This window comes from Pseudoalteromonas maricaloris (assembly GCF_024746855.1).
GTDB lineage: Bacteria > Pseudomonadota > Gammaproteobacteria > Enterobacterales > Alteromonadaceae > Pseudoalteromonas > Pseudoalteromonas maricaloris.
The window spans coordinates 3,180,982-3,203,736 of record NZ_CP024625.1 but is presented as its reverse complement, the minus strand read 5'-3'; the positions used below and the strand labels follow the sequence as shown (position 1 = coordinate 3,203,736).

Below are 22,755 nucleotides of genomic sequence, written 5' to 3'. Positions count from 1 at the left end.
AAAGTAGTATTCGTTCAACCTAATACTTATAAGGATATCTCATGTTTCTACGTCAAAGTCGGCTGGCGTTTGGTTGGCTTATCACACTGCTGGGCTGCGCCTTACTAACTGGCTGTAATAACAGTGACAATTCTATTGTTATTGAAAAGAGTGCTAACGAAGACATAGCCGTCACTCCGCCGCGCTATGGCAAGGTGGGAGACGGGCTACTCAACGAACAACTGGAAGCAATCCGAGCTGAGTTTGCTATGCCCGCACTTGGCGGATTTATCGTTTATGGGGATGAGTTGATTGAGCTTGATGTAGCTGGTGTGCGAGTGAGCACAGGGCAAGCTCTGGTCACCAAACTTGATAAGTGGTCGATTGGTTCGTTCAGTAAATCCATGACAGCAACCGTAGCTGCTCGCTTGGTTGAGCAGGGGTTAATTCGATTTGACAGTCGGGTGAGTGATGTTTTTCCTGAGTTAATCGGAAAAATTAACCCTGAATTTGAGTCTGTTACATTAACGGCACTGCTTTCGATGACTTCAGGCTTAAAGCGTGATCTTGACTCCATGTATTCTGGTAAGTGGCATTTAGATCAACGTGGCATGGTCGAGCAAAGGTATGCGTGGACTCAAGAGGCGTTAACGACGCAACCAGAAGTGACTCACGGAACCTATCTATATAGCAATGCAGGTTATGTTGTTGCAGGCCATATGTTGGAGCGTGTGACGGGGCAATCATGGGAAGCGTTAGTGAAGCAAGAAGTATTCATTCCTCTTGGAATGGAAAATATTGGATTTGGGCCTGCTAGCTATGGAGATCCAGAGGGACAGCCGAGTGGGCATCAGATGCGAGAAGGGCAGTGGCATCCAATAACACTGGCCGATAGGGTCGATCTACCAAACGTTGTTGGACCTGCTGGGTTAGTCAGTACGACCTTGACCGATCTGTCATACTATTTACGTGCTTATCTCGCGGGCGCCAGAGGTGGTGATAATTTGATTGGTGCTAATTCATATACGCGACTGCTCACACCGGTTAGCCCAGAGTATGGCTTAGGCTGGATCCTTACTCCAAACAACAATAGCTTTCATCACAATGGCTTTACTGGGACCTTCTATCTAGACAACTTAGTGTTGCCAGAAAAGAACATAGCGATATTAGCGGTAACTAACGGCGATACGAGTAATGCAAAGCAAGCGGTAGAAAAAGCGATACTGGTCATGCAACAAAGATTTGAAGCGCAACATAAAGACAATCTCTAAACAGGATTGATAAACCTTGTTGCTGAGCTTCGCTATAGGAATGAGATAGAATATGTATCTCCATTCTATTTTATTCCTTTAAGCACATATTTCTCTCAAGTGACGACTTTTTCTTTGTTGTAGGCCTAGAGTGGTTTGCCTACTTCATAGATATCAGCCGTTAAATACAGTAAAACATGGCTAGTCGGGTGTTTTTTCAGCGAAAAAGCGGTATTTTAACCGCTTTGTCTGAAAACTGTGCAAACGATAAATGTATTTAAAAAAAGGGTTGACTTAGAACCGCAAAACCCGTTTAATACGCCGCACGCCCAGATAGCTCAGTCGGTAGAGCAGAGGATTGAAAATCCTCGTGTCGGTGGTTCGATTCCGCCTCTGGGCACCAGATTAAAATCATTGCATTAGCAATGTGGTGCATGCAGAAACTGCATGGTACACGAATTAGTGTGCCGACTTAGCTCAGTTGGTAGAGCAACTGACTTGTAATCAGTAGGTCATCCGTTCGACTCGGATAGTCGGCACCATTTAATTTAGGCGTCAGCCAATAATTTCTAGTTAGCTCAGTAAGAAGAGTTTCCTAGACATTAAAAAAGATTTGCCCAGATAGCTCAGTCGGTAGAGCAGAGGATTGAAAATCCTCGTGTCGGTGGTTCGATTCCGCCTCTGGGCACCAATAATTTAGTGTGCCGACTTAGCTCAGTTGGTAGAGCAACTGACTTGTAATCAGTAGGTCATCCGTTCGACTCGGATAGTCGGCACCACTTTATTTAGGCGTTAGCCTGTGTTTTCTAGATAGCTTAGTTATTTATATACTGAAAAATTTGCCCAAATAGCTCAGTCGGTAGAGCCGTTTGGAGTTGTATTGAAAATCCTTTTAAGGATTTAGATACTAGAAAAAATTTGCCCAGATAGCTCAGTCGGTAGAGCAGAGGATTGAAAATCCTCGTGTCGGTGGTTCGATTCCGCCTCTGGGCACCATAATTTAAAAAGCCTCGCAATAGCGAGGCTTTTTGCTTTCTGGCATTTGCAAATCATAACTTAGTGCGGGATTCTACCTACACTAAGCTACAACTCTTATTAGCCTATCACTCAATTCCCATGCAGCTGGCGTAAAAGCTGGTAGTCGCAGGCCAGTCACTAAATACAGCAACTACGCCAACTTGCTTTGCCAATATGTCCAACACCCTAAGTATATCGCCATCATGCTTAACTGCGTTTTTTACAGATTGATAATACCAACCGCCGCCGTTCGCTAAAGGGCCTGAGCGCTCTAAAGACCAAGCAACTATTTTTAATCCTGCACGTTTAGCGGCTAGGGAGTACTGCGACGGAATGATATCGCCGTTTTTATCTTCGCTAATTAACATCCAAATTGGTGGAGCGATAATTTTTACCTTATTTTTGACTAAGTCTTCCATTGACGGTTGCCAAGTACTTGGTTTGTTAATATCAAAATGCTCGCCAGCTTCTCTACCATCAAGAAATACGGCATGGTTTGCAAAATCTGGTACATGTTTTATCCAGTACTGAATATCTTGGTACGAAAAGGATTGTGGAAAAACTTGAGATGGGGGGACATTGTGCTCAGTATATTCGCCCAACATTTTTTGCGCGAGCTGGTTTTGGCTTAACCCATTAAAGGGCATTGGCACTTCTGGCGCTTTTAACTCAGGTGTCATATTTACACCCAGCTGCTTAAATAAAGTAATGCTTTCGCTGTGGGTCATTAAGGTTCCAGAACTGGCATAAAGATCTGTACGCCAATTGGGAGTGCCTTTGACAAACTCTGCTACTGTGGTTGCTTGAGTATTCACACCATCCATTTTTCCTCTTAGTTGCTTGAATTCTGCTAAGGTAATGTCTGAGGTGCAGCATTGAGCAGACGCAAGTTTACCGGAGTCTGGATCCGCTGGGGTGAAGGGTTGTCTACACTTGCTAGCAAGCTTAGGCTGTAACAAGATATCGGTTGTTGCATGAAGGTCACATTGCGCATGGCGGCAAACTAAGGTCTTGTCTTTCGTAAAAGTAACATCACATTCGAGCGTTCCAGCTCCCATTTTTGCGGCGGCTATATATGATTCTTTGGTGTGCTCAGGGTATAAAAGTGGCGCACCGCGATGTCCTATGGAAAAACGTGTGCGCTTAATTGGTTTATCTAAACAGCTTGCAAGCTTTTCTTTAAGCTCACCATCTGGAAGTTGCGAGACTAAAAATTGAGGCCGTGTACCGACATCAAACTGTTTTGTTGCCTGGCACCCCGTTAAAAATACCGTTAACCAGATAAGGCCTAATGTTAGGCGCATAGCGACTCCGCTGAATACTTGCAAAAAAGTAAGTAAAGCATGAGTTTTTGACAGCTAGATGTCAGTCATACGAGCGTCTTAGCGATATTGCTGACGATAGTTCTCTACCCATAACTTAGTGGCGCCACAAACGGCAACGGGCATCACGATGAGGTTAACAAATGGGATTGAGGTCAGTACAAACACCGCAAAGCCAAAGCCATAAGACAGCCCTTGTTTACTCTTCAAATCGTCTTTCATTTGCTTGAAATGAATTTTATGGTTATCAAACGGATAATCATTATATTGCACGCTGTACATCCAACACGTAAACATAATCCATAAAATTTGCCCAACGATAGGCAGTATCCAAAGTAAGATGAAAAAGCCAAGTGCACGTGGAAGGTAATAGCAGAGTTTGGTCCATTCTCTACCCAACATTCGCGGCACATCTTTTATGGTATCAATTAGCTTATCATCATTGATGTGTTGGTTGGTCAGGTAAAGTTCCACTTTTTCGGAGAGTAAGCCATTGAAAGGCGCGGCAATAAAGTTGGTTATCACCGTGAAAATCATACTATAACTGAAAAGTATCACTAAGATAGCAATTGGCCACATTAGCCATTCCAGCCAACTGAGCCAATCTGGTAATAATCCGTTGAGATAAGTAAATCCTTGAGTCAGCCAGTCATAAAGAAAAAAGAGTGATGCACCAAATAACAGTACATTGATTGTTAAAGGAATAAATACAAAACGTCTTAATCCTTTTTGGGTGATTAAAGAAAAACCAGCAATAAAGTACTCGATACCGCGTGATAGTTGCACTGTACACCTCGTGTTGTAATACCAACTTGTCTTAATACTTGCTCAATTTGAAGGAGCAAATCTGACGCTAACCGCGTTAAAAATTTCTCATTTAGAACAAATAAATAGCAAAATCTTCGCCTGGTTATCGACAAGATTTTCTCGCCTCGAAAAGACCACTTAATTAAGCAAATTGGTATGGTTTAATTCTTTTGATTTAAGGCACATACCAAAATGTTGGCGTTAGTATAACGCTAAACGACGCGCTACAAATAGGAGATTAGTAACAATTCATCTCAGCTCACACAGTGCCTGAGTGTGCGTATGAAAATTAACCTTAGTGTATTTAGAAGCTTAGTAAATAGATTAGAAATAATACTTGTAAACGCAAGAAACTGCCCATACACTCAAAGTAAGGCAGTAGAAGTGAGAAAACTATGCGGTTAGTTCGTTGGATGATTACATTTTGTATGTTGAGTCTGTTGACAGTGTCAACGGCCGATGCTGCTAAATGTGATACCACGCTTTCAATCGCGCCTATCGTTGTCGACCTAGACAATTCTAACTCCAGCCCTGACTTAGATGATTGCGTTGTATCAACAACTCATCGTTTCGTGGTTGCTAGTAGCTTTATCATAGCGCAATCACAACCCATCTATTCTTATTCAAACTCAGTATGCGAGTCTATTAGAGCACCACCTGTCGCAAATTAATTTAGTCCTTTTCCGTGCTTAATTAATTTTAAAGATAGAGGTGATCTATGAACACTTACACAGTATTGAAAACTCAACCTGTTGCAAATTATGAACTTGCTGAAAATAACTTCCCAGCTTGTAACACTGACAACCTAGAGCAAGCGCCAGCACATTGCCTAATGCACAATTTACATTTGGCACCAATGCAACATATTGATGAAAACAGTAGCATAGATGAAGCTACGTTAGTACTAGACAAAACACACCGCAGAGCAAGCTTTGTCGTTGATAGCAAAGAAAAGCTTGTTGGTATGATCTCTAATGCAAGAATTGGTAGTCGCTACGTGTTGAGCATTGCAGAAAGACGTGGCTGTACAAGACGTGATTTAAACGTCAATGATGTCATGATCCCACTATCAGATCTTCGTCAAATCACCTTAAAACAAACTAGCCAAACAGTGGTTGGCAATGTGCTAAAAACAATGGAAGAAGGTGGCTTTGAGTTTTTACTTGTTATTGATGAAGTGACTCAGCATCCAGTTGGTTATTTTGACCTGATCGATATGATGAAGGCCTGTGGACGTGCAGTAAATTCAATGAAACCGGCAAATAAATTCAGTGATATTGTTGGTACGATTTTGCACCACGCAGAAATTTAAAAGAATCCCTATAGTTAATGTAAATTAAAGTTAGCAAGGCGTCGTAAGGCGCCTTTTTTGTGCCTCAAGTTCGCTCCTATGCAGTAGAGGATAGGAGCTATTTTTAGATATATACCAATTAGTGTTCTAAATGAGAAATTTTTAACGTAGTTAGCGTCAGATTTGCTCCTTCAAATTGAGCAAGTATTAAGGCTAATTGGTATTATTATTTTGCGCCAGCAAACCCAAGTTGTCTCCAAGACTCATAAACAAAAACGGAAACAGCATTAGATAGGTTCATACTCCGGCTATCGGGGCGCATTGGAATACGGACTCGTTGCGGCTCAGGCAGTGAAAAAATAATGTCTTCTGGCAAACCTCGAGTTTCAGGGCCAAACAGTAGACAGTCACCAGCTTCATAGGCAACTTCATGATGATACTTGGTACCTTTTGTTGTACAAGCAAATACTCGCTTTGGGTTTCGTTTGGCTAAGTATGCTTCAAAGTTTGGGTGGCGCTCTACTTCACTAAATTCATGATAATCAAGGCCGGCACGTCTTACCCGTTTATCATCCCACTCAAATCCTAGCGGCTCTATCAGGTGTAATGAATACCCTGTATTGGCACACAAACGAATAATATTGCCTGTATTAGGCGGGATCTCGGGTTGGTATAAAACGATATCTAACATGATAGGCCTCAATTAAATTTTGCCCGGCAGTATAGCTGATACTTGTCGACATTTATATGTGCTGCGCTTGATAGAGTGAAAGGTATTACCCAGTTTTTAAAGTACGACTGTTGTGAAAAACTATACAACCGTAATCTGTTTTTCATTTCAAAGCATTACCCTGTAATATAACAGCATCGCGATGCCGTGGCATTTTGCGAGTGGTTTGACGACTAATCATTTCAGTTAGCCAAACGTCAGATTAAATAACATGAAAAAATGAGGTGCCAGTGGATCGCAGCTATGAATTTTGGGTTAGGTTTTCGAGTGTCTTTACCATCATAATGGTGGGATTGATGATCGCAGCTAAGTGTTGGGCTTGGCTGTCTTCAGGTAGTGCCGCTATGCTCGGCTCTTTAACTGATTCACTGCTTGATATTAGCGCCTCTTTAATGAATTTCTTTGTACTGAGCTACGCACTGCGTCCTGCGGATGATGATCATCGATTTGGTCATGGAAAAGCAGAAGCATTAGCTGGGCTTGGACAAGCGGCTTTTATCGCGGGTTCTGCGAGTTTATTGGCTTTTCATGGTGTAGAGCGCATTATCAATCCAACCCACATTCCACATTCGTTGTTTGGTGTGTGGGTGAGTTTATTTGCGATAGTTTGTACTTTGTTGGTGGTTGCGGTGCAGTATCAAGTCGTTAAACGCACGCAGTCCATCGCCATTAAGGCCGACTCGTTACATTATAAGGGCGATATTTTATTAAACCTCGCGGTGCTCCTAGCGGTATTGCTTAACTTTTACGGCGTAGGTTATGCCGATCCGATTTTTGGTATTTTGGTGGCGATGTATTTACTTTATAACAGTTGGGATATTGCCAAGGAAAGTGCTGCGCACTTAATGGATAAAGAGCTGCCAGACGAAGAAAAAGCACAGATCATACTTATTGCGTCGAGTCATGAGGACGTTTACGGAGTACATGATTTGCGTACCAGGCAAGGTGGCAAAATCAAATTTATTCAACTGCATCTAGAGCTTGATGACGATATGCCGCTGATGCGAGCGCATCAGGTTGCGGATGAGGTGGTTGCTAGCATTAAAGAAGAGTTTGATTGTGAGATGGACGTACTCATCCATCAAGACCCAGTTTCTTTAGCGCTAAGTAGCTCGGCTGTAAACGCATAAAAATCATCTAGCACGGCTTTGCGGGTATTATCTTGCTCGCAAAGTAGTTCGTGTTTCCCGATAAACTCTGTAAGTGTCACATTGTCTCTGTGCGCGGCAAATTGACTTTGCGCCTGATTATCAACAATGCTGTCTTCACTGGCTGTCGCGATACGGATTGGCAGATCTAGCTTAATATCTTGAAACGAGCGGCATTTATGTAGTGCCGTGTATAACCAAGCAAAGCTGACGCCACCGAGTTGTAGCTCGGGAAATTGATCGTACAAACCTCTAAATAGCGCATATCTGATTGGGCAATCAGTAAGGTCATTATCTTGAAAAGGCTTGTTATGATAGTGCACCTGTCCCAATGCATAATGCTTACCTAGCCCAAATAAACAAGCTGCGCCTGCCAGTCCCTCGGCAAACCAAGCCGGGTAGGGAGTCGTGTTGATCCCAAGCATCGGGGCTGATAAATAGACTCCCTCTATGTTGTGAGGCGCAAATAATGTTAAATAATCGCAGGTAATGGCGCCGCCCATTGAATGTGCCAATATAAAAAGAGGCAAGGTATTTTGCTTGGCAACGATTTGATCCATAAAGCAGTGCAGCGTTGCGGCATAATCTTCAAAGCGTCTAACATAGCCGATGTGCTTGTCTTTAAGTAATCGCGGAGAGTAGCCTTGTCCTGGATGGTCATAGGTAAATACCGCTATGTTGTTTTGCGCAAACTCCCACAGCAATTCTCTGTATTTATGTGCAGACTCAATACGGCCATTAACCAATACCAGGCTGAAGGTTGCCTTTTTTGGAATGTGGTAGGCGTAAAATAGCCTACCATGAGGGGTATCAAAAAAGCCTTTTTGGCAGCCTTGCCAGTGCTTATCAATTTCCGGAAGGTGTGATTCAAGTTGCTGACTTTGGCTATAAAACATGGCTACCTGTGTAATGGAATTCGAATGCTGACTTGCAAACCAATATTATTACTAAATTCGATATTGGCGTCATGTACTTTTAACGCATGCTGCGCAATGGCAAGACCCAGTCCAAACCCGCCCATTTGATTTTTGCTTGGCGTGCGTGCGCTCGACACTCTGAAAAAAGGAATACAAAGCTTGTCGAGCATGTCTTCACTTACACCTTTACCATCATCACTGATAGTGCATAGCAACAGATCACCATCACTCTCAATATCGACATTAATACGGCTAGTCGCATACTTGATCGCGTTACGAATAATGTTTTCGAATGCGCGGTTAAGTAGCATTGGGTCGCCATAAAGTGTTGCCTCGGGTAGTGCTGTGACGACAAGGTTTTTCCCTAATTGTTGTGCTTCAAACAATGCATCTTCCAATATCGGGTCGAGCAGTTCATTGAGCTTAATTATTTGCTTATCGATTGGCACTTGATCCGCTTCGAGCTTGGATAAATGCAAAATATCGCTGAGCATATTTTCAACTAGCTGGGCTTCACGCTCAATGCGCTCGATATAACTTTGGCTTTGCGCTGTGGCATGGCCAGCAGCGAGGCCCGTGGCCATTTGCAAGCGGGTGAGCGGTGAGCGTAGTTCATGGGATATATCAGCAAGCAAGCGTTTTTGGTTGTTAACCAAAGACTCTAACTTATCAGCCATTAAGTTAAAATCATGACCCAGTTGACCGAGCTCGTCTTGGCGCTTGGTATTTATATCGGCTCTGCTCGACAATTCTCCACTGGAAAGTTTTGCAGCGGCTTTTTGTAGCTCTTTAATTGGCGACAATAGATCTCGAGTAAACCAAAAACATAGTAATAAGCTTGCGCCTAGCACGACCGCGATTTTTACCCAAAGCGGTAGAGTTCTTAATTTGATGAGTGCACTTGGAGTATGGTTTTCAAAAATTAAATATAGACGATAACTTTCACCTTGAAGTGTAAGCTCTAGGGGGCCAAAAGCCTTGTACTCTGGGGTAAAAATAGCGGCCGGTTTGGCATCTTCGGTAAAACTGAGTAAATCTAAATTCAGCGTTTTTATATTGGGATCGGCGGCAACGCTTTTTTCGGCATCGCGATGGCTCAAGTAGATATTTCGCGCCTTTCTTTTACGCAGTTTGGCGACCTTATTCAGTTCAAAGTTGGGGCGCTCGCTTGCGCGTATTAACGCTTGTTCTAATTGTTTTAGATTTTGCAGCATGGGTTTTGAGATGCGGTGAGTTTCTATAACATCGGGTTGTAGCATGCTGATCCCAAGCAACAACAACATAGTGGCAATGATAGTGAGCCAAAACCAGGCAAAAACCTTAACAAGTAAGTACCGCTTCATTCATTATGCCTTTAGAAATATATAGCCAGCGCCGCGGATCGTTTTGATATAAGTGTGTTCACTTAATGCGGCAATTTTCTTGCGAACATTAGAGACATGCATATCGATAGAGCGATCATAAGGCACAAGTGGCCGGCCTAGTACTTGTCGTGAAATAGTCTGCTTGTCGACCACTTCTCCAGCGGTTCTGACCAGCAAGAGTAGCACCTCGTATTCGGTGCCCGTCAGTGACAGCACCTCGCCATTAACAGTAGCACTTCTTGAAGCTACATCTAAACGCAGCTGATGGATAGTAAAGGTATCATCCGGGCTGTGTTGTTTATAATGATCGACGCGACGCGTAATGGCTTTAACGCGCGCGAGTAGCTCGCGGTGGTTAAACGGTTTTGGAATATAATCGTCAGCACCTAGTTCCAAACCAAAGATGCGGTCAAAGTCATCGCCTTTTGCCGTTAGCATAATAACGGGTGTCATCTTCTGGACACGTAACGCCTTTAGTACTTCAAAACCATCCATTTCGGGAAGCATTACGTCTAATAATATCAGGTCGAAATTTTGCTTTAATGCCAGCTGTAGACCTTCTGTTCCTGTGTGGGCCATCGCCACTTCAAAGCCTTCTGCAGTAAAGTATTCTTTTAACAAGCTGCAAAGTTCTTGGTCGTCATCAATAAGTAAAATGGAATGTTTCATTGTCATACTTAGTCCAGCATTGTTGATTGGCGTTGGCCTGAATAGTTCGGCTCTAGCATATTACACCTTACTTCAACGCCTTATGTAAATTGCCTTTGCTTTTTTTTGCAAAGCACTGACAAAACTTTACCTCTGTCTGACGTTCCTTTTCTTTGTGCTTGCTAAATTTGGAAGTGACAAAGCAATGGCGAACAAGGAGCCAATACCATGAAATTACTATCTACTTTAGCATTAGTTACAGCACTTGGCGTATCGACTTTCAGCTTCACTGCAAACGCGGGCCCGATGGGCGGGCAGCTTGAGCACTCAGCAAGGTTGCTACTATCAGATAAAGGCCAGAAGTTATTAGAGTTGACAGAAGCGCAGCAAGGCCAACTAAAGACAATTTATGCGGATTACAAAACTGCCAAAAAAGCGCTAAAAGAAAGCGGGAAAGAAGCACATTCAGCTTATCGTGAAGAAATGAAAGCACTTATGGCAGCGCCAATCTTTGATAAGGTTCAAGCGCAACTTTTACTGGAAAAAGGCCAAGATAAAAAGCAAGCGTGGGCGCTACTTTCAATGGAAACTCGCCACAAAGTATTCCATGTATTGAATGAAGAGCAGCGCGATAAGCTCCAAGCACTTAAATCACGTCGTAGTCACAAAGGCCATAAAAAAGCAGATTAAGTCTCAATGTTTCTCTCCAACTTAGCCCTGACCTTTCCGGTAAGGGCTTTATCATTTCTTGCCAATTACTTTTGAATAATGAGAGCTGGTACTCCAAATTGACAAAGAGTACAGGCCAATTGCGATTAATGTACAAAATATTACAACTGCTTGTACTGGTTTAAGTTACATGTTGATAACATGTTTGCGTTGTGATATTTTTCGATTAAGAGTACATCTTGCAAGTCTGCGGACAACTCTTTGAAATAGTATTGAATTGAAAAATTCTTAATTTACGCGCACAAACTTTCCAATAACTTTTGTTTTCTTCAGAGTAACTAAGGGTATTCTTTGTTGTTGGCTGTTTGTTACTAGGTATCACTGAGGGAGACATGCAGACACCTGAAGAATACGAGGTGACACTTAGGATCCGAGAACTGCTAAAAGAACTCAAAAAGCGTAAAGGCTATACTAAAAAAACCATTAGCCAAAAGCTCGGAATAGGTCTCACCACACTAGACGACTATCTTAACGGAACAAGCTCATTTCGCTTAGGTACCTTAATTAAATTGTCGGAAATTTGCCGGATCCAATTAAGTGATATTTTGGAAGGGGCGGGGCATATAGCTAAAACCTATCAAAATGAGGTGAGAAACACAGAGCAAAAGACGGAACAAGATCAAACGGAAATAGAGCGCTAGCACAAGCCGCTGAGTTTGAATTGTTTGTCTTGCCAAACAAGTTGCTAATGAGAGGGAAAGGCCGAGGAAATCGGCCCTCAGGTTTATTCTTTAAAAAAGCTGTCGTCGTTTTTTGCCAGCATCGCTTCTATATCTTCAATCAAACTTTCCGCATCTTGAGGCGTGAGCTCACCGCTTTTCATCGGTGTTGAAATCGTATTGGATTCGTCAGACCAATCACCTAAATCAATTAATTGACAGCGTTTTGAGCAAAACGGGCGAAATGGGCTTTTATCAGACCATTCAACAGCCTGTTGGCAGGTTGGACACTTTACTGTAGTTGTCATCATACACTTACTTTTTACTTCCTAATTGCATAAGTCTAATCGCATTTAATTGCTTTGTGAACCGAGTGCTTATCGACTTAGAGCAGCTTGCATACAAGGTAGGGATCCATGATAGGATGAGATTGCGAGGTAAACTAAGGAAAAAGGTGTACAGAAGGTGGAGAAGTTCGAAGCAACATTAGACAACTGTCATAAAGAGCCAATTCATATTCCTGGTTCAATTCAGCCGCATGGCTATTTATTGCTATTCGACACCAACACATTAACACTACGCTATTTTAGCGAAAACTTTGCTGCGCTTGTAGGACTTGAGCCTAGTGCTTTGGTCAATACTCATGCTGAAACGATTTTTGCGTCTCCATTTTCTGAGTTGCTTGCCAGCAACTGTAACTCCTCTGATATCCATCGTTTGAATCCGATGACAGCCAGCATAAAAGCCAAGGATTTAACATGCGTTGAATTCTCCGTAGTCGCTAGTCAAAACGAAGCTGGGCTCATATTAGAACTTGAGCAAAACACGGCGCATGGCGTTGAAATCAATCATTCAATGCAACACCTTATGAAGCATTCGTTGTCTAGTATGGTGGATTCTCAGTCGTTACAGGCTTCATACGAGATGGCCGTGGAAGAAATTAGAGAATTAACACGGTTTGACAGAGTGATGCTGTATAAATTTGACCATGAATATAATGGTGAGGTGGTTGCAGAATCGAAGCGTAATGACCTTAATTCGTTTTTAAACCAGCACTTTCCCGAGTCTGATATTCCAAAACAAGCAAGAGCACTTTATCTAAGAAATCCGATCCGCCTGCTTGCCGATGTTGATGGTGAAAATTCACCGCTTTATCCGCAAGACAGGGCGATTGATTTAAGCGCCTGTATTTTACGTAGTGTATCACCTATTCATTGCCAGTATTTACGCAATATGGGCGTTCAGGCAACCATGTCTATCAGTATTATTGTTGCTGGTAAATTATGGGGATTGATTGCCTGCCACCACTACGAAAAGCACATAGTCCCATTTAATACTCGTGAAGTCGCCCAGTATATGGGGTTGATGTTGTCTTATCTGATCTCTCTCAAAACCTCATCCTTAGAAGCAATGGCAGAAGCCAATGCACTGACATTGAGCTCTTCCGTCACAGAGCGCATGGCAAAAGAAATCTTTTTTGTTGATGGGCTACGTTACGAATCCGCGGCATTACAAGAGATGATGAAAGCTACAGGTGTCGCGTGGCGCGTTGAGAATGATTTGGAGTGCTACGGGCAAACTCCCGCAAAGGCGGATATTGAGAGTATTTATCGTTGGCTTGCAGAGCATCAACTTGGGGATGACTCCATTTTTTATTGCCATAATTTAGGTGAGCTTAACGAAGCATTTAAAGCCTTTGCGAAAACCGCGAGTGGGTTGCTATTGATGCCACTTTCAGCGGATGCTAATCACTTCATTATGTGGTTTAGAAAGGAAGTTATTCAAACCAAAAATTGGGGAGGGAAGCCTGAAAAATCCATTGAGTTTTTGGATGATGGTAGCCACCGTTTAATGCCACGTAGTTCGTTTAAGTTGTGGGTCGAGAATGTGAAGTGCAAATCTCACCCTTGGACGGAAGCCGAAGTAAGTTGTGCATTGAAGTTTCGTAATACCTTGGTTAATTATGTGCTGGCTAAATCTGAGCGATATAAAAAGCTTAACGCAATTCTAGAGCAAAAAGTTACCAAGCGTACCGAAGCGTTGGAAAATGAGATCACTTCGCGTCGTACTGCTGAACAATTACTGACGATAGCACTTGAGAAAGCACATGAGTCGAATCAAGAGCTGGAGCGTTTTGCCTTTTTAGCGTCCCATGATCTGCAAGAGCCGCTCAGAAAAATCCAAATGTTCGGCGATCGGATCCAGTGTTCAGCTGAGGGACTAAATGATAGACATGCCTCTTATCTTAAGCGCATGATGGATTCTGCTGAGCGAATGCAAAAGTTGATAAAAGGATTATTAAGCTTTTCACGGATTGATCGCAAAGGTGAGTCATTTAGATCATTTGATGGCGATAATGCGTTAGCTGAAACCTTACAGGATCTTGAGTTAGTTATTAAAGAGTCAAATGCACAAGTGGATACCACAGGGCTGGGTGATGTATTTGGAGACCGCAGACAGTTGCAACGCGTGCTGCTAAACTTAATCAATAATGGGATTAAATTTAGTGCGCCAGAAAGAGCACCACGAGTCTCGATTAGCAGCGAACGTAAAGCAAATGAACTGATTGTTGCCGTTAAGGATAACGGGATTGGTTTTGATCCCGAATTTAGTGAGCAGATCTTCAATCTTTTTGAAAGATTACATGGTCGTAGCGCATATGCCGGTACAGGGCTTGGGCTTGCTATTTGTAAAAAAATCGTCGAAAGACATCATGGTCGCATATGGGTCGAAACGGAAGTAGGGCAAGGTTCTACTTTCTATTTTAGCTTGCCGATTTCAGCGCAAGCGATTTAACTTAGCTGTAGAACCATTGATGCGGTTCTGATATCAGCATACAAACTCGAGGTTTATTGCGAGTTTAAGGAGAGAGTGTGTATGGTCCATCATCATGATTTAATTAAACAGCTTCACTCTGTAAACTATATCTTGGTTGCAGATGATGATTTCGACGACCAAGAATTAATCCGTGATGCATTTGAAGACAACGGCGTGATGGAGGCTAAGCTACAATTTGTCAGTGACGGCGTTGAGTTGATTGAAAAACTTAATAGCACCGAGCTATTACCTAGCCTTATTATTCTTGACTTAAATATGCCACGAAAAAGCGGTAAAGATGTGTTAGCTGAGATGCGTGGGGCTGCAAACCTTAAGCATATTCCAGTTATTATGTTCAGTACATCGGACTCTGAGCTAGATATAAAGCAGTGTTACTTACTTGGGGCGAATTCTTATATGACCAAACCTTCTCAATATCATGAGCTGGTGGATTCAATGAAGTCCTTGCTGACTTTTTGGCTTGGCACTGCAAAGCTCGTGATTGATTAAAAGTGAAGGGCCAGAATAACTGGCTGGCCCTTAAGCTGTCATAGCACTATATTGCTTCGTTAGTATGCTTTTGCTTTAACAAGCGACTTGTCACTGTACCTGCGGTCATTGAGCCCGATACATTGAGTGCCGTTCTTGCCATATCAATTAATGGCTCAATAGAAATAAGCAGCGCTGCAATTGTCACTGGTAGTCCCATCGCAGGCAGTACTACCAACGCTGCGAAAGTGGCACCACCTCCAACACCCGCAATACCAAACGAGCTAATTGCAACCATAGCGACTAAAGAGACAATAAAGTCGAGTGCGAACGGGTCAATTCCTACCGTTGGCGCAACCATTACAGCAAGCATAGCAGGATAAATGCCAGCGCAGCCATTTTGTCCGATTGTCGCACCAAATGATGCAGAAAGATTTGCAATCGCAGGGGGAACATTAAGCTTGTGGATCTGCGCTTCAACATTCAATGGGATGGTTGCCGCAGAGCTTCTTGAGGTGAAAGCAAAAGTTAAAACAGGCCAAATTTTTTGGAAGAAATGCTTTGGGTTTTCACCAACCAAAGTAACTAACAAACCATGCACCAAAAACATCAGTAAAATGGCAACGTAAGAGGCAATAATAAAACCGAGTAAGCTAATAATGTCAGCCATGCTTGATGTGGCGATCACTTTGGTCATCAAACCTGCTACACCATAAGGCGTGAGGGCAATGATCATACGTACTAATCTCAACACAACAGCCTGTGCGCCTTCAACTGCATTTTTTATCGGGTTACTTAAATCTGACTCTTCCATGATGGCTCTACGAGCAGCAATACCAGTTAATACACCAAAAATCACCACGGCGATAATTGAGGTCGAGCGCTCGCCAGTTAAGTCAGCAAATGGATTGGTTGGTACAAAGCTAAGCAGCATTTGCGGAATGGTTAAATCGGCAACGGTTGTTGCACGTTCTTCTAGTACTGCTATTCTCGCAGTCTCACGTGCGCCTTCTACTAAGCCAGCTGCACTTAGTCCAAATGCTTGAGTGATAAATATACCAATGAGTGCCGCAATGGCAGTGGTAAACACTAATATAGCGATAGTGACAAACGAGATCTTTCCAAGAGAGCCTTGATTATCTAATTTTACGACCGCGGCGATCATAGAAACCAAGACCAATGGCATAATCACCATTTTGAGAAGATTAACATAGCCGCTACCAACAATCGCAACCCAATCTAGTACAGTCTGTTTGGTGGTTAAGTCACCTGAGAAAACAAACTGCAGCGCGAGTCCAAATAGGCTGCCCGCAACTAAGCCTAATAATACCGTTCGTGACAGGGTTTCGGAGCGCTGTTGAAAGCGGTAAAGACCGAAAAGTATGGCAATAAAAACCGCCAGTGCGGCGATAACAGCAAAAGACATCAGAATACCTTTCGAAATATATGAAAATAACGCGCTACTATAGAGGTTTTGTTGATTGGGCTAAAATATTCTTTGACTATGGAATAGAACAAAAGGTTATCAATAAAAATGAAAGTTTTTAATGGTTTTTCCTTTCATATAAAGATGTCTTGTGGTGAGTTGGTACTAACTCATAGTAATTAAAAACACCGAGATATGAGCGTAGCTAATAATCTTTCGTAGCAGCGAGTTTATCTCGCGACTCTTTTTTAGAGTTTATCTCGCGACTCTTTTTTTTAGGGGTTGTCTCGCGACTCTTTTGCTTTGCGACGTTAACTGTGTGGCCGCTTTTATAGTATGGAGTTGAACATGTGGTTTATTGAGTATATGTAAAAGCGAGTTAGCTTTGAGGCGATGACATGCGTCAAGTGGGAAAGGTTGTTCCCCGGCTTCGCGGATGCCGATGTCAGCCCTTGAACCCTGAGGTTCAAGGCGGAGAGCAACAGCCTACCGTAGGCTTCTCGGTACATGCCGAGCATGCTCAATAGTAAACAAACTGCTATCCTAAACGAAATTTATCGGCTCAGGGACTTAATCAGCTGTCCTACGAGCTAGGGAACAATTACAGTATATAAAACATCTGCCGATCACGAAACCATAGTAATGCAATTTATGTGTTAACCGCGTGCTTTTTACTCGCTTTGTTTAGTGACTAAGCAAACGTTAATCTGAGCGTTAGCTGGCAACGCTAAATTTGCTTAATTTTTCGAAGGCCACAGTTTCTAAACCGTTTCTAACTAACAGAGTAAACAGGTTACTTAGAAAGGAACCGGTGCGGTAAAGGTCATCATCTCAGTGGTTGTTGGATGTGAAATTTGCAGCATTTCTGCATGCAACTGTAGACGTGAAGCCGCCGCTAATGCCTCTCCCGTAGCGTATAGCCTATCACCTAGGATAACGTGTCCAAGCGAAAGCATATGTACTCTGAGTTGATGAGAACGTCCTGTGATGGGGGTTAGCTTTACGCGTGTTGCTTGTGCTTCATATTCCATGACTTCAAAATGCGTTAATGAAGGTTTTCCGGTCTTATGACAAACCATTTGCTTAGGGCGGTTAGGCCAATCACACACCAGCGGTAAATCAACAGAACCCGTTTGCTGTTGTAATTTGCCATGAACCCGGGCGATGTAGTGTTTGTGGGTTAACCTGTCTTGAAATTGAATACTTAGATGGCGATGTGCTGCTTTATTCATCGCAAGGCACAGTACGCCGGATGTTGCCATATCAAGGCGGTGCACAATTCTTGCCGTAGGGTAGACAAAATTCACTCTGGCGATAGCGCTGTCCCAATGCTTTGGATCTTTACCTGGTACGGTGAGTAACCCGCTTGGTTTGTTGATCACCAACATATCTTCATCTTGGTACAAAATATCAAGATAGGGAGAAAGGGGGGGAGTGTAATTTAGTAACACCAGCTGCCTCAGCATGAACAGAACGAAGCCGGGTATTATATATGAGTTGCTAAGTGAGCGGTAGCGAGAAAGAGAGCCGAGGCTCTCTTTCGGTGTGGGAGGTTTATTGGTTGGCAACCACTATTAAACGAATCGCATCCAACTTAAGCTGCGCTTTTTCAATGTGTGTGCTCAGCTCAGCCCTTTGTTTATCAAATACTTGAACTTCTTCGTCACGGATGTTCGGATTGATAGCCTTAAGTGCTTGCAAACGACCTTGCTCATCACCTAATTGCTTTTGCATTTTATCCATCGCGCTGGCTTGAATGCTTTCAAGTTGAGCTTGTGCAATATCGCCAGCTTGAGTAATAAGCGGGTGAATAGCACTTTGTAGCGCATTAACTAGCTTGCTGCCGGTTTGTCTGCCAACGGCAGAAAGCTGTTGATTGAATGCATCAAACGCCACGTTTTGGGCTAAGTCATTGCCACCTTTATCCATTAGAACGCGAATTGGTGTTGGTGGTAAAAAGCGGCCTACCTGAAGAGACTTAGGCGCAGAAGCTTCTGCAACGAAGATCATTTCAACAAAGAAAGTACCGACAGGTAACTTGTTGTTTTTAAGCAGTGCCACTGATGCACAACCAAAGTCATCGTTACAGATCATATCCATCACGCCGCTGACCATGGGATGATCCCAGCTGATGAAATGCGCGTCTTCTTGTGACAGTGAGGTGTTACGGTCAAAAGTCACTGTGATGCCATCATCTTTCAAACAAGGGAAAGAAGGGTTAAGCATGTGCTCGGTAGGTTTGAGAATAATCGTATTCTCGCCTTTGTCTTCTTGGTTAACACCAAAAGTATCAAACACATTAATCATAAACGCAGGCAAAATTACGTCGTTATCAAGTGCTTCAAGTTCAGCAACGATATTATCTGTTTTACCTTGACCACTTGAGTGAAGCTCAAGTAGGCGGTCTCGACCTTGCTCCATCTTCGTGCGCAGCTGTGCGTTTTCTTTTGCGGCTTGCTCCAATAGAGGATCTAATTCGTCTTCGTCACAGTTGTGTTCAGCGATCAGCGCTAACAAATCATCAGAAAAAGACTTATACAGCATTTGCCCCGTAGTGCTGGTGGTTTCGAATGCATCTAAGCCCTCGTGATACCAACGTAGTAATACTTCTTGTGCGGTACTTTCAAAGTAAGGCACGTGAATATTGATGTCGTGCTTTTGACCAATGCGGTCAAGACGACCAATACGTTGCTCAAGTAAGTCAGGGTTAAGCGGTAAGTCAAATAGCACCAAGTGGTGTGAGAACTGGAAGTTACGACCTTCAGAGCCAATTTCAGAGCAGAGTAATACTTGCGCGCTATCATATTCATCAGCAAAAAACGCTGCCGCGCGGTCACGCTCAATGATAGACATGCCTTCGTGGAACACCGCCGCTTTAATCGCTTCGCGCTCACGTAATACTTGTTCAAGGCTAATTGCGGTTTCCGCTTTGGCACAAATAAGCAATACTTTTTCGTGCTTTAACTCTTTTAATTTAGCAATCAACCACTCAACGCGCGGGTCAAACTGCGCCCAGCTGCTTCCTTCACCTTCAAACTCTTGGAAGATTTTTTCTGGGAACAAAGCACGCATCGCGTTAAATTCAGGACTTTGAATACCACCAATGTTACCCATTACCGACATTGCTGTTTTGTATTGCTTTGGTAAAGGTACTGGGTATTGATGTAACAAACGACTTGGGTAGCCATCAATGCCACTGCGGCTATTTCTAAATAGAATACGGCCAGTACCATGACGGTCTAGTAACATAGACAAGATTTCAGCTTTGGCGTCGCTATCGCCACTTTGTGCCTTTGCAAGTAGCTCAGAAATATCGGTTTCTTTTAGCAGTGTACAAAGTGTTTGCTCTTCTTTTGCGTCTAACTTTTTGTCTTGCAGTAGGTTGTTCGCGGCTTCTGCGACTTCTTTATAATGACTTTCTTCTTCAACGAATACGTCGTAGTCGTAGAAGCGGTCTGGATCGAGTAGCTGTAAGCGCGCAAAGTGACTGCGGTGACCCAGTTGGTCAGGTGTTGCAGTCAACAAGATAAGTCCCGGAATATCTTGAGAAAGCTCAGCAATACGTTGATATTCAGTGCTTGGCTTTTCCTTTGTGACCGTCAGGTGGTGTGCTTCATCAACAATCAGTAGATCCCAATCAGCGAGTGTGGCTTGTTCAAACCAGCGGCGCTTTTTGGTAATAAACTCTAGGCTAACCAGTACCAGTTGCTCTGTTTCGAATACATTCGGTGCATCTGCATAAGCTTCGCTACAACGCTCTTCGTCAAAAATCGAAAAGTGCAGGTTAAAGCGGCGTAGCATCTCTACAAGCCATTGGTGTTGTAAGTTCTCTGGAACCACAATCAACACACGGTTGGCACGACCAGAGAGAATTTGCTGGTGTAAAATCATGCCCGCTTCAATGGTTTTACCTAGGCCTACTTCATCAGACAGAAGTACACGAGGTGCAAAGCGCTTACCGACTTCATCGGCAATATAAAGCTGGTGCGGAATAAGGCTAGCGCGCTGACCTATCAATCCTTTAAGGTGAGATTGTTCTTTATCAAACTGGTGTTGCCAAGTTTGATAGCGCAGCGTGTAGCGATCAAAACGGTCGATTTGGCCTGCAAATAGACGATCTTGAGGTTTGTTGAACTTGAGGAAGTGATCAAGAAAGGTCTCTTTGAATGAAGTCTCTTCTTCATTATCAACTCGAGTACCATGATAGCAAAATAGTCCATTTTGCTCTTCCACGCTGTCAACACGTAGTTCCCATTCTTCAACATGGCGGATCACATCGCCTGGGTTGAATACAACTCGAGTTACAGGTGCTTCCTGTACTGAGTAAACACGGTTTTCTCCGCTAGCGGGAAATAAAATAGTCACTTGACGCCCCTCAAGTGCCACTATTGTACCCAATCCCAAATCTGATTCCGTATCACTGATCCAGCGCTGACCTAAGGAAAAATTCATGGTTATCTCGTCTATGCAGAAAAAAGGCGGCTATGTTACCTATTCATGTCGGTTTGTTCAATACACAACAGTGACTCAAGCCTTTATTTATCAAGCGCTGGCGCTTTTTCTATTTAGTTGGCATGGCAATCGCCAACTAGTTGTTTTTTATCAATATGCAAGTTGGATTTTCTACTGTCATAAAAGCGACTTTTGTGACAAATAGACTAAACTTGAACTATACCCAAAACATAATCGGTCACTACGTTGTGTATTGGGTATAGCATAATAATCTGTAAACAACAGGAATGCGCTATGGTAAAACAAGACAAAGACCATAAAGTGTACGTGCTCGACACCAACGTACTTCTCCATGAACCGCTCGCTTACCTTTCCTTCCAAGAACACGATGTTGTTATTCCCATGACTGTCCTTGAAGAACTCGATCACATTAAAGATCGAAAGAGTGACGTGAGCCGAGATGCAAGAGTTGCCATTCGTGGGTTAGATGATGTGCTTCGCGATGCAACACCAGAGCAAATGCTAGAGGGGGTAGCGCTACCAACATTAAGGATTGAAAGTCACCGAACGCCCAGTTCAGGTAAATTGATTATTGTAAACGATCACCTGTTTCCTGATTCTATCTCCGGGCTACCCGGCAACGAAAATGACCACCGCATTATTAATTGTGCGGTACATTTGCAAACTCAGTACAGCGACAAAAAAGTGGTGCTAGTTACCAAAGACATCAACATGCGACTGAAAGCGAAGGGCGCTGGACTCAAGTATGTTGAAGATTATCGTACCGATCAGCTGATTGACGACATTGCGCTGTTAACCAGTGGCTTTAAAAAGGTTGAAGGTGATTTTTGGCAAAATGTTGGTGAGTGTCAAACGCAGCAGGAAGGGCGATACACGGTTCATGATGTGCCAAAATCACTCGTACCAGATGTGTTCTGTAATGAATATCTGATAGATGATACTAATCACTTCGCAGCTCGGGTTGTGGGTTACGACTCTGAGCACATTCGATTAAAAGACTTAGGCGTTGAACGTTTGATGCACCGTCAAGCATGGGGAGTAAAACCGAAAAATATCAATCAAGGTATGGCACTGGATGCATTACTTGATACTGACATTGAACTGGTGATACTAACCGGGCCAGCAGGGTGCGGAAAAACCTTATTGGCGCTTGCCTGTGCGCTTGAAATGATCATCGAAAAAGGGATTTACGATAAGGTAATTGTGACGCGAAATACGCCTGAAATTGCAGAGAGCATCGGCTTTTTACCTGGCACGGAAGAAGAGAAAATGGCCCCTTGGCTTGCGGCAATCACAGATACCTTAGAAGTGCTCCACAAACACGATGAAAGCCCAGTGACTAGCCGTAACTATATTATGGAAAAGGCGAACATTCAGTTCAAATCGGTAAACTTTATGCGTGGCCGTAGTATTCAAAATGCGGTCGTTATTTTAGATGAGAGCCAAAACTTAACAGCATCACAGTTAAAAACCATCATCACTCGCTGTGGTGAGGGAACCAAGTTAATTTGTACGGGAAACCTCGCTCAAATTGATAGTAATTATCTCACTCCTGTGACATCAGGATTAACTTATATTGTCGAGCGCTTTAAAGACTTTGAAGGTAGCGCTACCATTAACTTAAACGGTGTAGTACGAAGCCGCTTGGCAAGTTTTGCGGAAGAAAATTTATAGCTTGCCTTGAGCCGA

At 43.1% G+C, this 22,755-nt stretch carries 20 protein-coding genes, 5 tRNA genes and 1 other RNA gene; 15 read left to right on the top strand and 11 right to left on the bottom strand.

Going from position 1 to position 22,755, the window contains the following annotated elements:
• Window positions 1-41: 41 nt before the first annotated feature.
• From CTT31_RS14180 to CTT31_RS14155, 6 genes are all read left to right on the top strand, one after another.
• Entirely contained in the window at window positions 42-1,250 is a 1,209-nt protein-coding gene (locus tag CTT31_RS14180) for a serine hydrolase domain-containing protein (RefSeq protein WP_260491473.1), read from the top strand.
• 306 nt (window positions 1,251-1,556) lie between these two features.
• Window positions 1,557-1,632, top strand: a tRNA-Phe gene (locus CTT31_RS14175).
• A gap of 63 nt (window positions 1,633-1,695) precedes the next feature.
• Window positions 1,696-1,771: transfer RNA gene (locus CTT31_RS14170), tRNA-Thr, on the top strand.
• A 73-nt stretch (window positions 1,772-1,844) separates the two neighbouring features.
• Window positions 1,845-1,920, top strand: a tRNA-Phe gene (locus CTT31_RS14165).
• A gap of 12 nt (window positions 1,921-1,932) precedes the next feature.
• Window positions 1,933-2,008: transfer RNA gene (locus tag CTT31_RS14160), tRNA-Thr, on the top strand.
• A gap of 141 nt (window positions 2,009-2,149) precedes the next feature.
• Window positions 2,150-2,225 (top strand) — tRNA-Phe (locus CTT31_RS14155).
• Window positions 2,226-2,332: 107 nt separating this feature from the next.
• Here CTT31_RS14155 and CTT31_RS14150 read toward each other — a convergent pair.
• Both CTT31_RS14150 and cysZ read right to left on the bottom strand, forming a co-directional pair.
• Entirely contained in the window at window positions 2,333-3,550 is a 1,218-nt protein-coding gene (locus CTT31_RS14150; RefSeq protein ID WP_260491472.1) for a glycerophosphodiester phosphodiesterase family protein, read from the bottom strand.
• Window positions 3,551-3,628: 78 nt separating this feature from the next.
• A complete protein-coding gene (cysZ, locus tag CTT31_RS14145) occupies window positions 3,629-4,354 on the bottom strand; it encodes a sulfate transporter CysZ (RefSeq protein ID WP_260491471.1) in 726 nt (241 codons plus the stop codon).
• A gap of 416 nt (window positions 4,355-4,770) precedes the next feature.
• Here cysZ and CTT31_RS14140 point away from each other — a divergent pair, with 416 nt between their 5' ends.
• Both CTT31_RS14140 and CTT31_RS14135 read left to right on the top strand, forming a co-directional pair.
• Window positions 4,771-5,046 carry a hypothetical protein gene (locus tag CTT31_RS14140; protein WP_211858427.1) on the top strand — a complete coding sequence of 92 codons (276 nt, stop codon included), beginning with the start codon at window positions 4,771-4,773 and terminating at the stop codon, window positions 5,044-5,046.
• 47 nt (window positions 5,047-5,093) lie between these two features.
• The gene (locus CTT31_RS14135) at window positions 5,094-5,687 is read left to right on the top strand and encodes a CBS domain-containing protein (protein ID WP_010606047.1); all 594 of its coding nucleotides are present in this window, start codon (window positions 5,094-5,096) and stop codon (window positions 5,685-5,687) included.
• A 205-nt stretch (window positions 5,688-5,892) separates the two neighbouring features.
• Here the strand turns inward: CTT31_RS14135 and trmL are convergent, their stop codons facing one another.
• Window positions 5,893-6,357 (bottom strand): tRNA (uridine(34)/cytosine(34)/5-carboxymethylaminomethyluridine(34)-2'-O)-methyltransferase TrmL, encoded by a 465-nt coding sequence (gene trmL / locus CTT31_RS14130; RefSeq protein ID WP_017216443.1) that lies wholly within the window; start codon window positions 6,355-6,357, stop codon window positions 5,893-5,895.
• Window positions 6,358-6,680: 323 nt separating this feature from the next.
• Here trmL and CTT31_RS14125 point away from each other — a divergent pair, with 323 nt between their 5' ends.
• Entirely contained in the window at window positions 6,681-7,526 is an 846-nt protein-coding gene (locus CTT31_RS14125; protein ID WP_082086207.1) for a cation diffusion facilitator family transporter, read from the top strand.
• Here the strand turns inward: CTT31_RS14125 and CTT31_RS14120 are convergent.
• The 3 genes from CTT31_RS14120 to CTT31_RS14110 are packed head-to-tail and all read right to left on the bottom strand — an operon-like array spanning window position 7,478 to window position 10,494.
• Window positions 7,478-8,440, bottom strand: a complete 963-nt coding sequence (locus CTT31_RS14120; RefSeq protein ID WP_260491470.1) for an alpha/beta fold hydrolase — start codon at window positions 8,438-8,440, stop codon at window positions 7,478-7,480. The two genes, CTT31_RS14125 and CTT31_RS14120, sit on opposite strands and share 49 nt — an antisense overlap.
• Before the next feature lie 2 nt (window positions 8,441-8,442).
• Entirely contained in the window at window positions 8,443-9,804 is a 1,362-nt protein-coding gene (locus CTT31_RS14115) for an ATP-binding protein (protein ID WP_260491469.1), read from the bottom strand.
• 3 nt (window positions 9,805-9,807) lie between these two features.
• On the bottom strand, window positions 9,808-10,494 hold the full coding sequence (locus CTT31_RS14110; protein WP_069023059.1) for a response regulator: 687 nt from the start codon (window positions 10,492-10,494) through the stop codon (window positions 9,808-9,810).
• Window positions 10,495-10,701: 207 nt separating this feature from the next.
• On the opposite strand from CTT31_RS14110, the gene CTT31_RS14105 reads away from it, so the two are divergent.
• Together CTT31_RS14105 and CTT31_RS14100 are read left to right on the top strand one after the other, a co-directional pair.
• Window positions 10,702-11,163, top strand: coding sequence for a Spy/CpxP family protein refolding chaperone (locus CTT31_RS14105; RefSeq protein ID WP_211858417.1), 462 nt, complete (start codon window positions 10,702-10,704; stop codon window positions 11,161-11,163).
• 371 nt (window positions 11,164-11,534) lie between these two features.
• Window positions 11,535-11,843: a helix-turn-helix domain-containing protein gene (locus CTT31_RS14100; RefSeq protein WP_017216438.1), complete on the top strand. Its 309-nt coding sequence runs from the start codon at window positions 11,535-11,537 to the stop codon at window positions 11,841-11,843.
• An 83-nt stretch (window positions 11,844-11,926) separates the two neighbouring features.
• Here CTT31_RS14100 and yacG read toward each other — a convergent pair whose 3' ends face one another.
• The gene (yacG, locus tag CTT31_RS14095) at window positions 11,927-12,169 is read right to left on the bottom strand and encodes a DNA gyrase inhibitor YacG (protein ID WP_026000869.1); all 243 of its coding nucleotides are present in this window, start codon (window positions 12,167-12,169) and stop codon (window positions 11,927-11,929) included.
• A 157-nt stretch (window positions 12,170-12,326) separates the two neighbouring features.
• On the opposite strand from yacG, the gene CTT31_RS14090 reads away from it, so the two are divergent.
• A complete protein-coding gene (locus CTT31_RS14090) occupies window positions 12,327-14,657 on the top strand; it encodes an ATP-binding protein (RefSeq protein WP_260491468.1) in 2,331 nt (776 codons plus the stop codon).
• Window positions 14,658-14,738: 81 nt separating this feature from the next.
• On the top strand, window positions 14,739-15,188 hold the full coding sequence (locus tag CTT31_RS14085) for a response regulator (RefSeq protein WP_039493814.1): 450 nt from the start codon (window positions 14,739-14,741) through the stop codon (window positions 15,186-15,188).
• Window positions 15,189-15,234: 46 nt separating this feature from the next.
• Here the strand turns inward: CTT31_RS14085 and CTT31_RS14080 are convergent, their stop codons facing one another.
• From CTT31_RS14080 to rapA, 4 genes are all read right to left on the bottom strand, one after another.
• Window positions 15,235-16,593, bottom strand: a complete 1,359-nt coding sequence (locus tag CTT31_RS14080) for an L-cystine transporter (protein ID WP_039493813.1) — start codon at window positions 16,591-16,593, stop codon at window positions 15,235-15,237.
• Between the two features lie 417 nt (window positions 16,594-17,010).
• Window positions 17,011-17,193, bottom strand: a non-coding RNA gene (ssrS, locus tag CTT31_RS14075) — 6S RNA.
• 197 nt (window positions 17,194-17,390) lie between these two features.
• Window positions 17,391-18,044 (bottom strand): bifunctional tRNA pseudouridine(32) synthase/23S rRNA pseudouridine(746) synthase RluA, encoded by a 654-nt coding sequence (gene rluA, locus CTT31_RS14070; protein WP_260491467.1) that lies wholly within the window; start codon window positions 18,042-18,044, stop codon window positions 17,391-17,393.
• A gap of 103 nt (window positions 18,045-18,147) precedes the next feature.
• Window positions 18,148-21,045: an RNA polymerase-associated protein RapA gene (gene rapA, locus CTT31_RS14065; protein ID WP_045987708.1), complete on the bottom strand. Its 2,898-nt coding sequence runs from the start codon at window positions 21,043-21,045 to the stop codon at window positions 18,148-18,150.
• Here rapA and CTT31_RS14060 point away from each other — a divergent pair.
• Together CTT31_RS14060 and CTT31_RS14055 are read left to right on the top strand one after the other, a co-directional pair.
• A complete protein-coding gene (locus CTT31_RS14060; protein WP_211858410.1) occupies window positions 21,044-21,250 on the top strand; it encodes a hypothetical protein in 207 nt (68 codons plus the stop codon). The two genes, rapA and CTT31_RS14060, sit on opposite strands and share 2 nt — an antisense overlap.
• An 89-nt stretch (window positions 21,251-21,339) precedes the next feature.
• Complete coding sequence (locus CTT31_RS14055; RefSeq protein WP_211858409.1) at window positions 21,340-22,740, top strand: PhoH family protein; 1,401 nt, start codon at window positions 21,340-21,342, stop codon at window positions 22,738-22,740.
• Window positions 22,741-22,755 lie beyond the last annotated feature (15 nt).

Coding starts and splice junctions, on each gene's coding strand:
- CTT31_RS14180 (WP_260491473.1), top strand. CDS start 42: ATGTTTCTACGTCAAAGTCGGCTGGCGTTTGGTTGGCTTATCACACTG.
- CTT31_RS14150 (WP_260491472.1), bottom strand. CDS start 3,550: ATGCGCCTAACATTAGGCCTTATCTGGTTAACGGTATTTTTAACGGGG.
- CTT31_RS14140 (WP_211858427.1), top strand. CDS start 4,771: ATGCGGTTAGTTCGTTGGATGATTACATTTTGTATGTTGAGTCTGTTG.
- CTT31_RS14135 (WP_010606047.1), top strand. CDS start 5,094: ATGAACACTTACACAGTATTGAAAACTCAACCTGTTGCAAATTATGAA.
- trmL (WP_017216443.1), bottom strand. CDS start 6,357: ATGTTAGATATCGTTTTATACCAACCCGAGATCCCGCCTAATACAGGC.
- CTT31_RS14125 (WP_082086207.1), top strand. CDS start 6,681: ATGGTGGGATTGATGATCGCAGCTAAGTGTTGGGCTTGGCTGTCTTCA.
- CTT31_RS14120 (WP_260491470.1), bottom strand. CDS start 8,440: ATGTTTTATAGCCAAAGTCAGCAACTTGAATCACACCTTCCGGAAATT.
- CTT31_RS14115 (WP_260491469.1), bottom strand. CDS start 9,804: ATGAAGCGGTACTTACTTGTTAAGGTTTTTGCCTGGTTTTGGCTCACT.
- CTT31_RS14110 (WP_069023059.1), bottom strand. CDS start 10,494: ATGAAACATTCCATTTTACTTATTGATGACGACCAAGAACTTTGCAGC.
- CTT31_RS14105 (WP_211858417.1), top strand. CDS start 10,702: ATGAAATTACTATCTACTTTAGCATTAGTTACAGCACTTGGCGTATCG.
- CTT31_RS14100 (WP_017216438.1), top strand. CDS start 11,535: ATGCAGACACCTGAAGAATACGAGGTGACACTTAGGATCCGAGAACTG.
- yacG (WP_026000869.1), bottom strand. CDS start 12,169: ATGACAACTACAGTAAAGTGTCCAACCTGCCAACAGGCTGTTGAATGG.
- CTT31_RS14085 (WP_039493814.1), top strand. CDS start 14,739: ATGGTCCATCATCATGATTTAATTAAACAGCTTCACTCTGTAAACTAT.
- CTT31_RS14080 (WP_039493813.1), bottom strand. CDS start 16,593: ATGTCTTTTGCTGTTATCGCCGCACTGGCGGTTTTTATTGCCATACTT.
- CTT31_RS14060 (WP_211858410.1), top strand. CDS start 21,044: ATGGTTATCTCGTCTATGCAGAAAAAAGGCGGCTATGTTACCTATTCA.
- rapA (WP_045987708.1), bottom strand. CDS start 21,045: ATGAATTTTTCCTTAGGTCAGCGCTGGATCAGTGATACGGAATCAGAT.
- CTT31_RS14055 (WP_211858409.1), top strand. CDS start 21,340: ATGGTAAAACAAGACAAAGACCATAAAGTGTACGTGCTCGACACCAAC.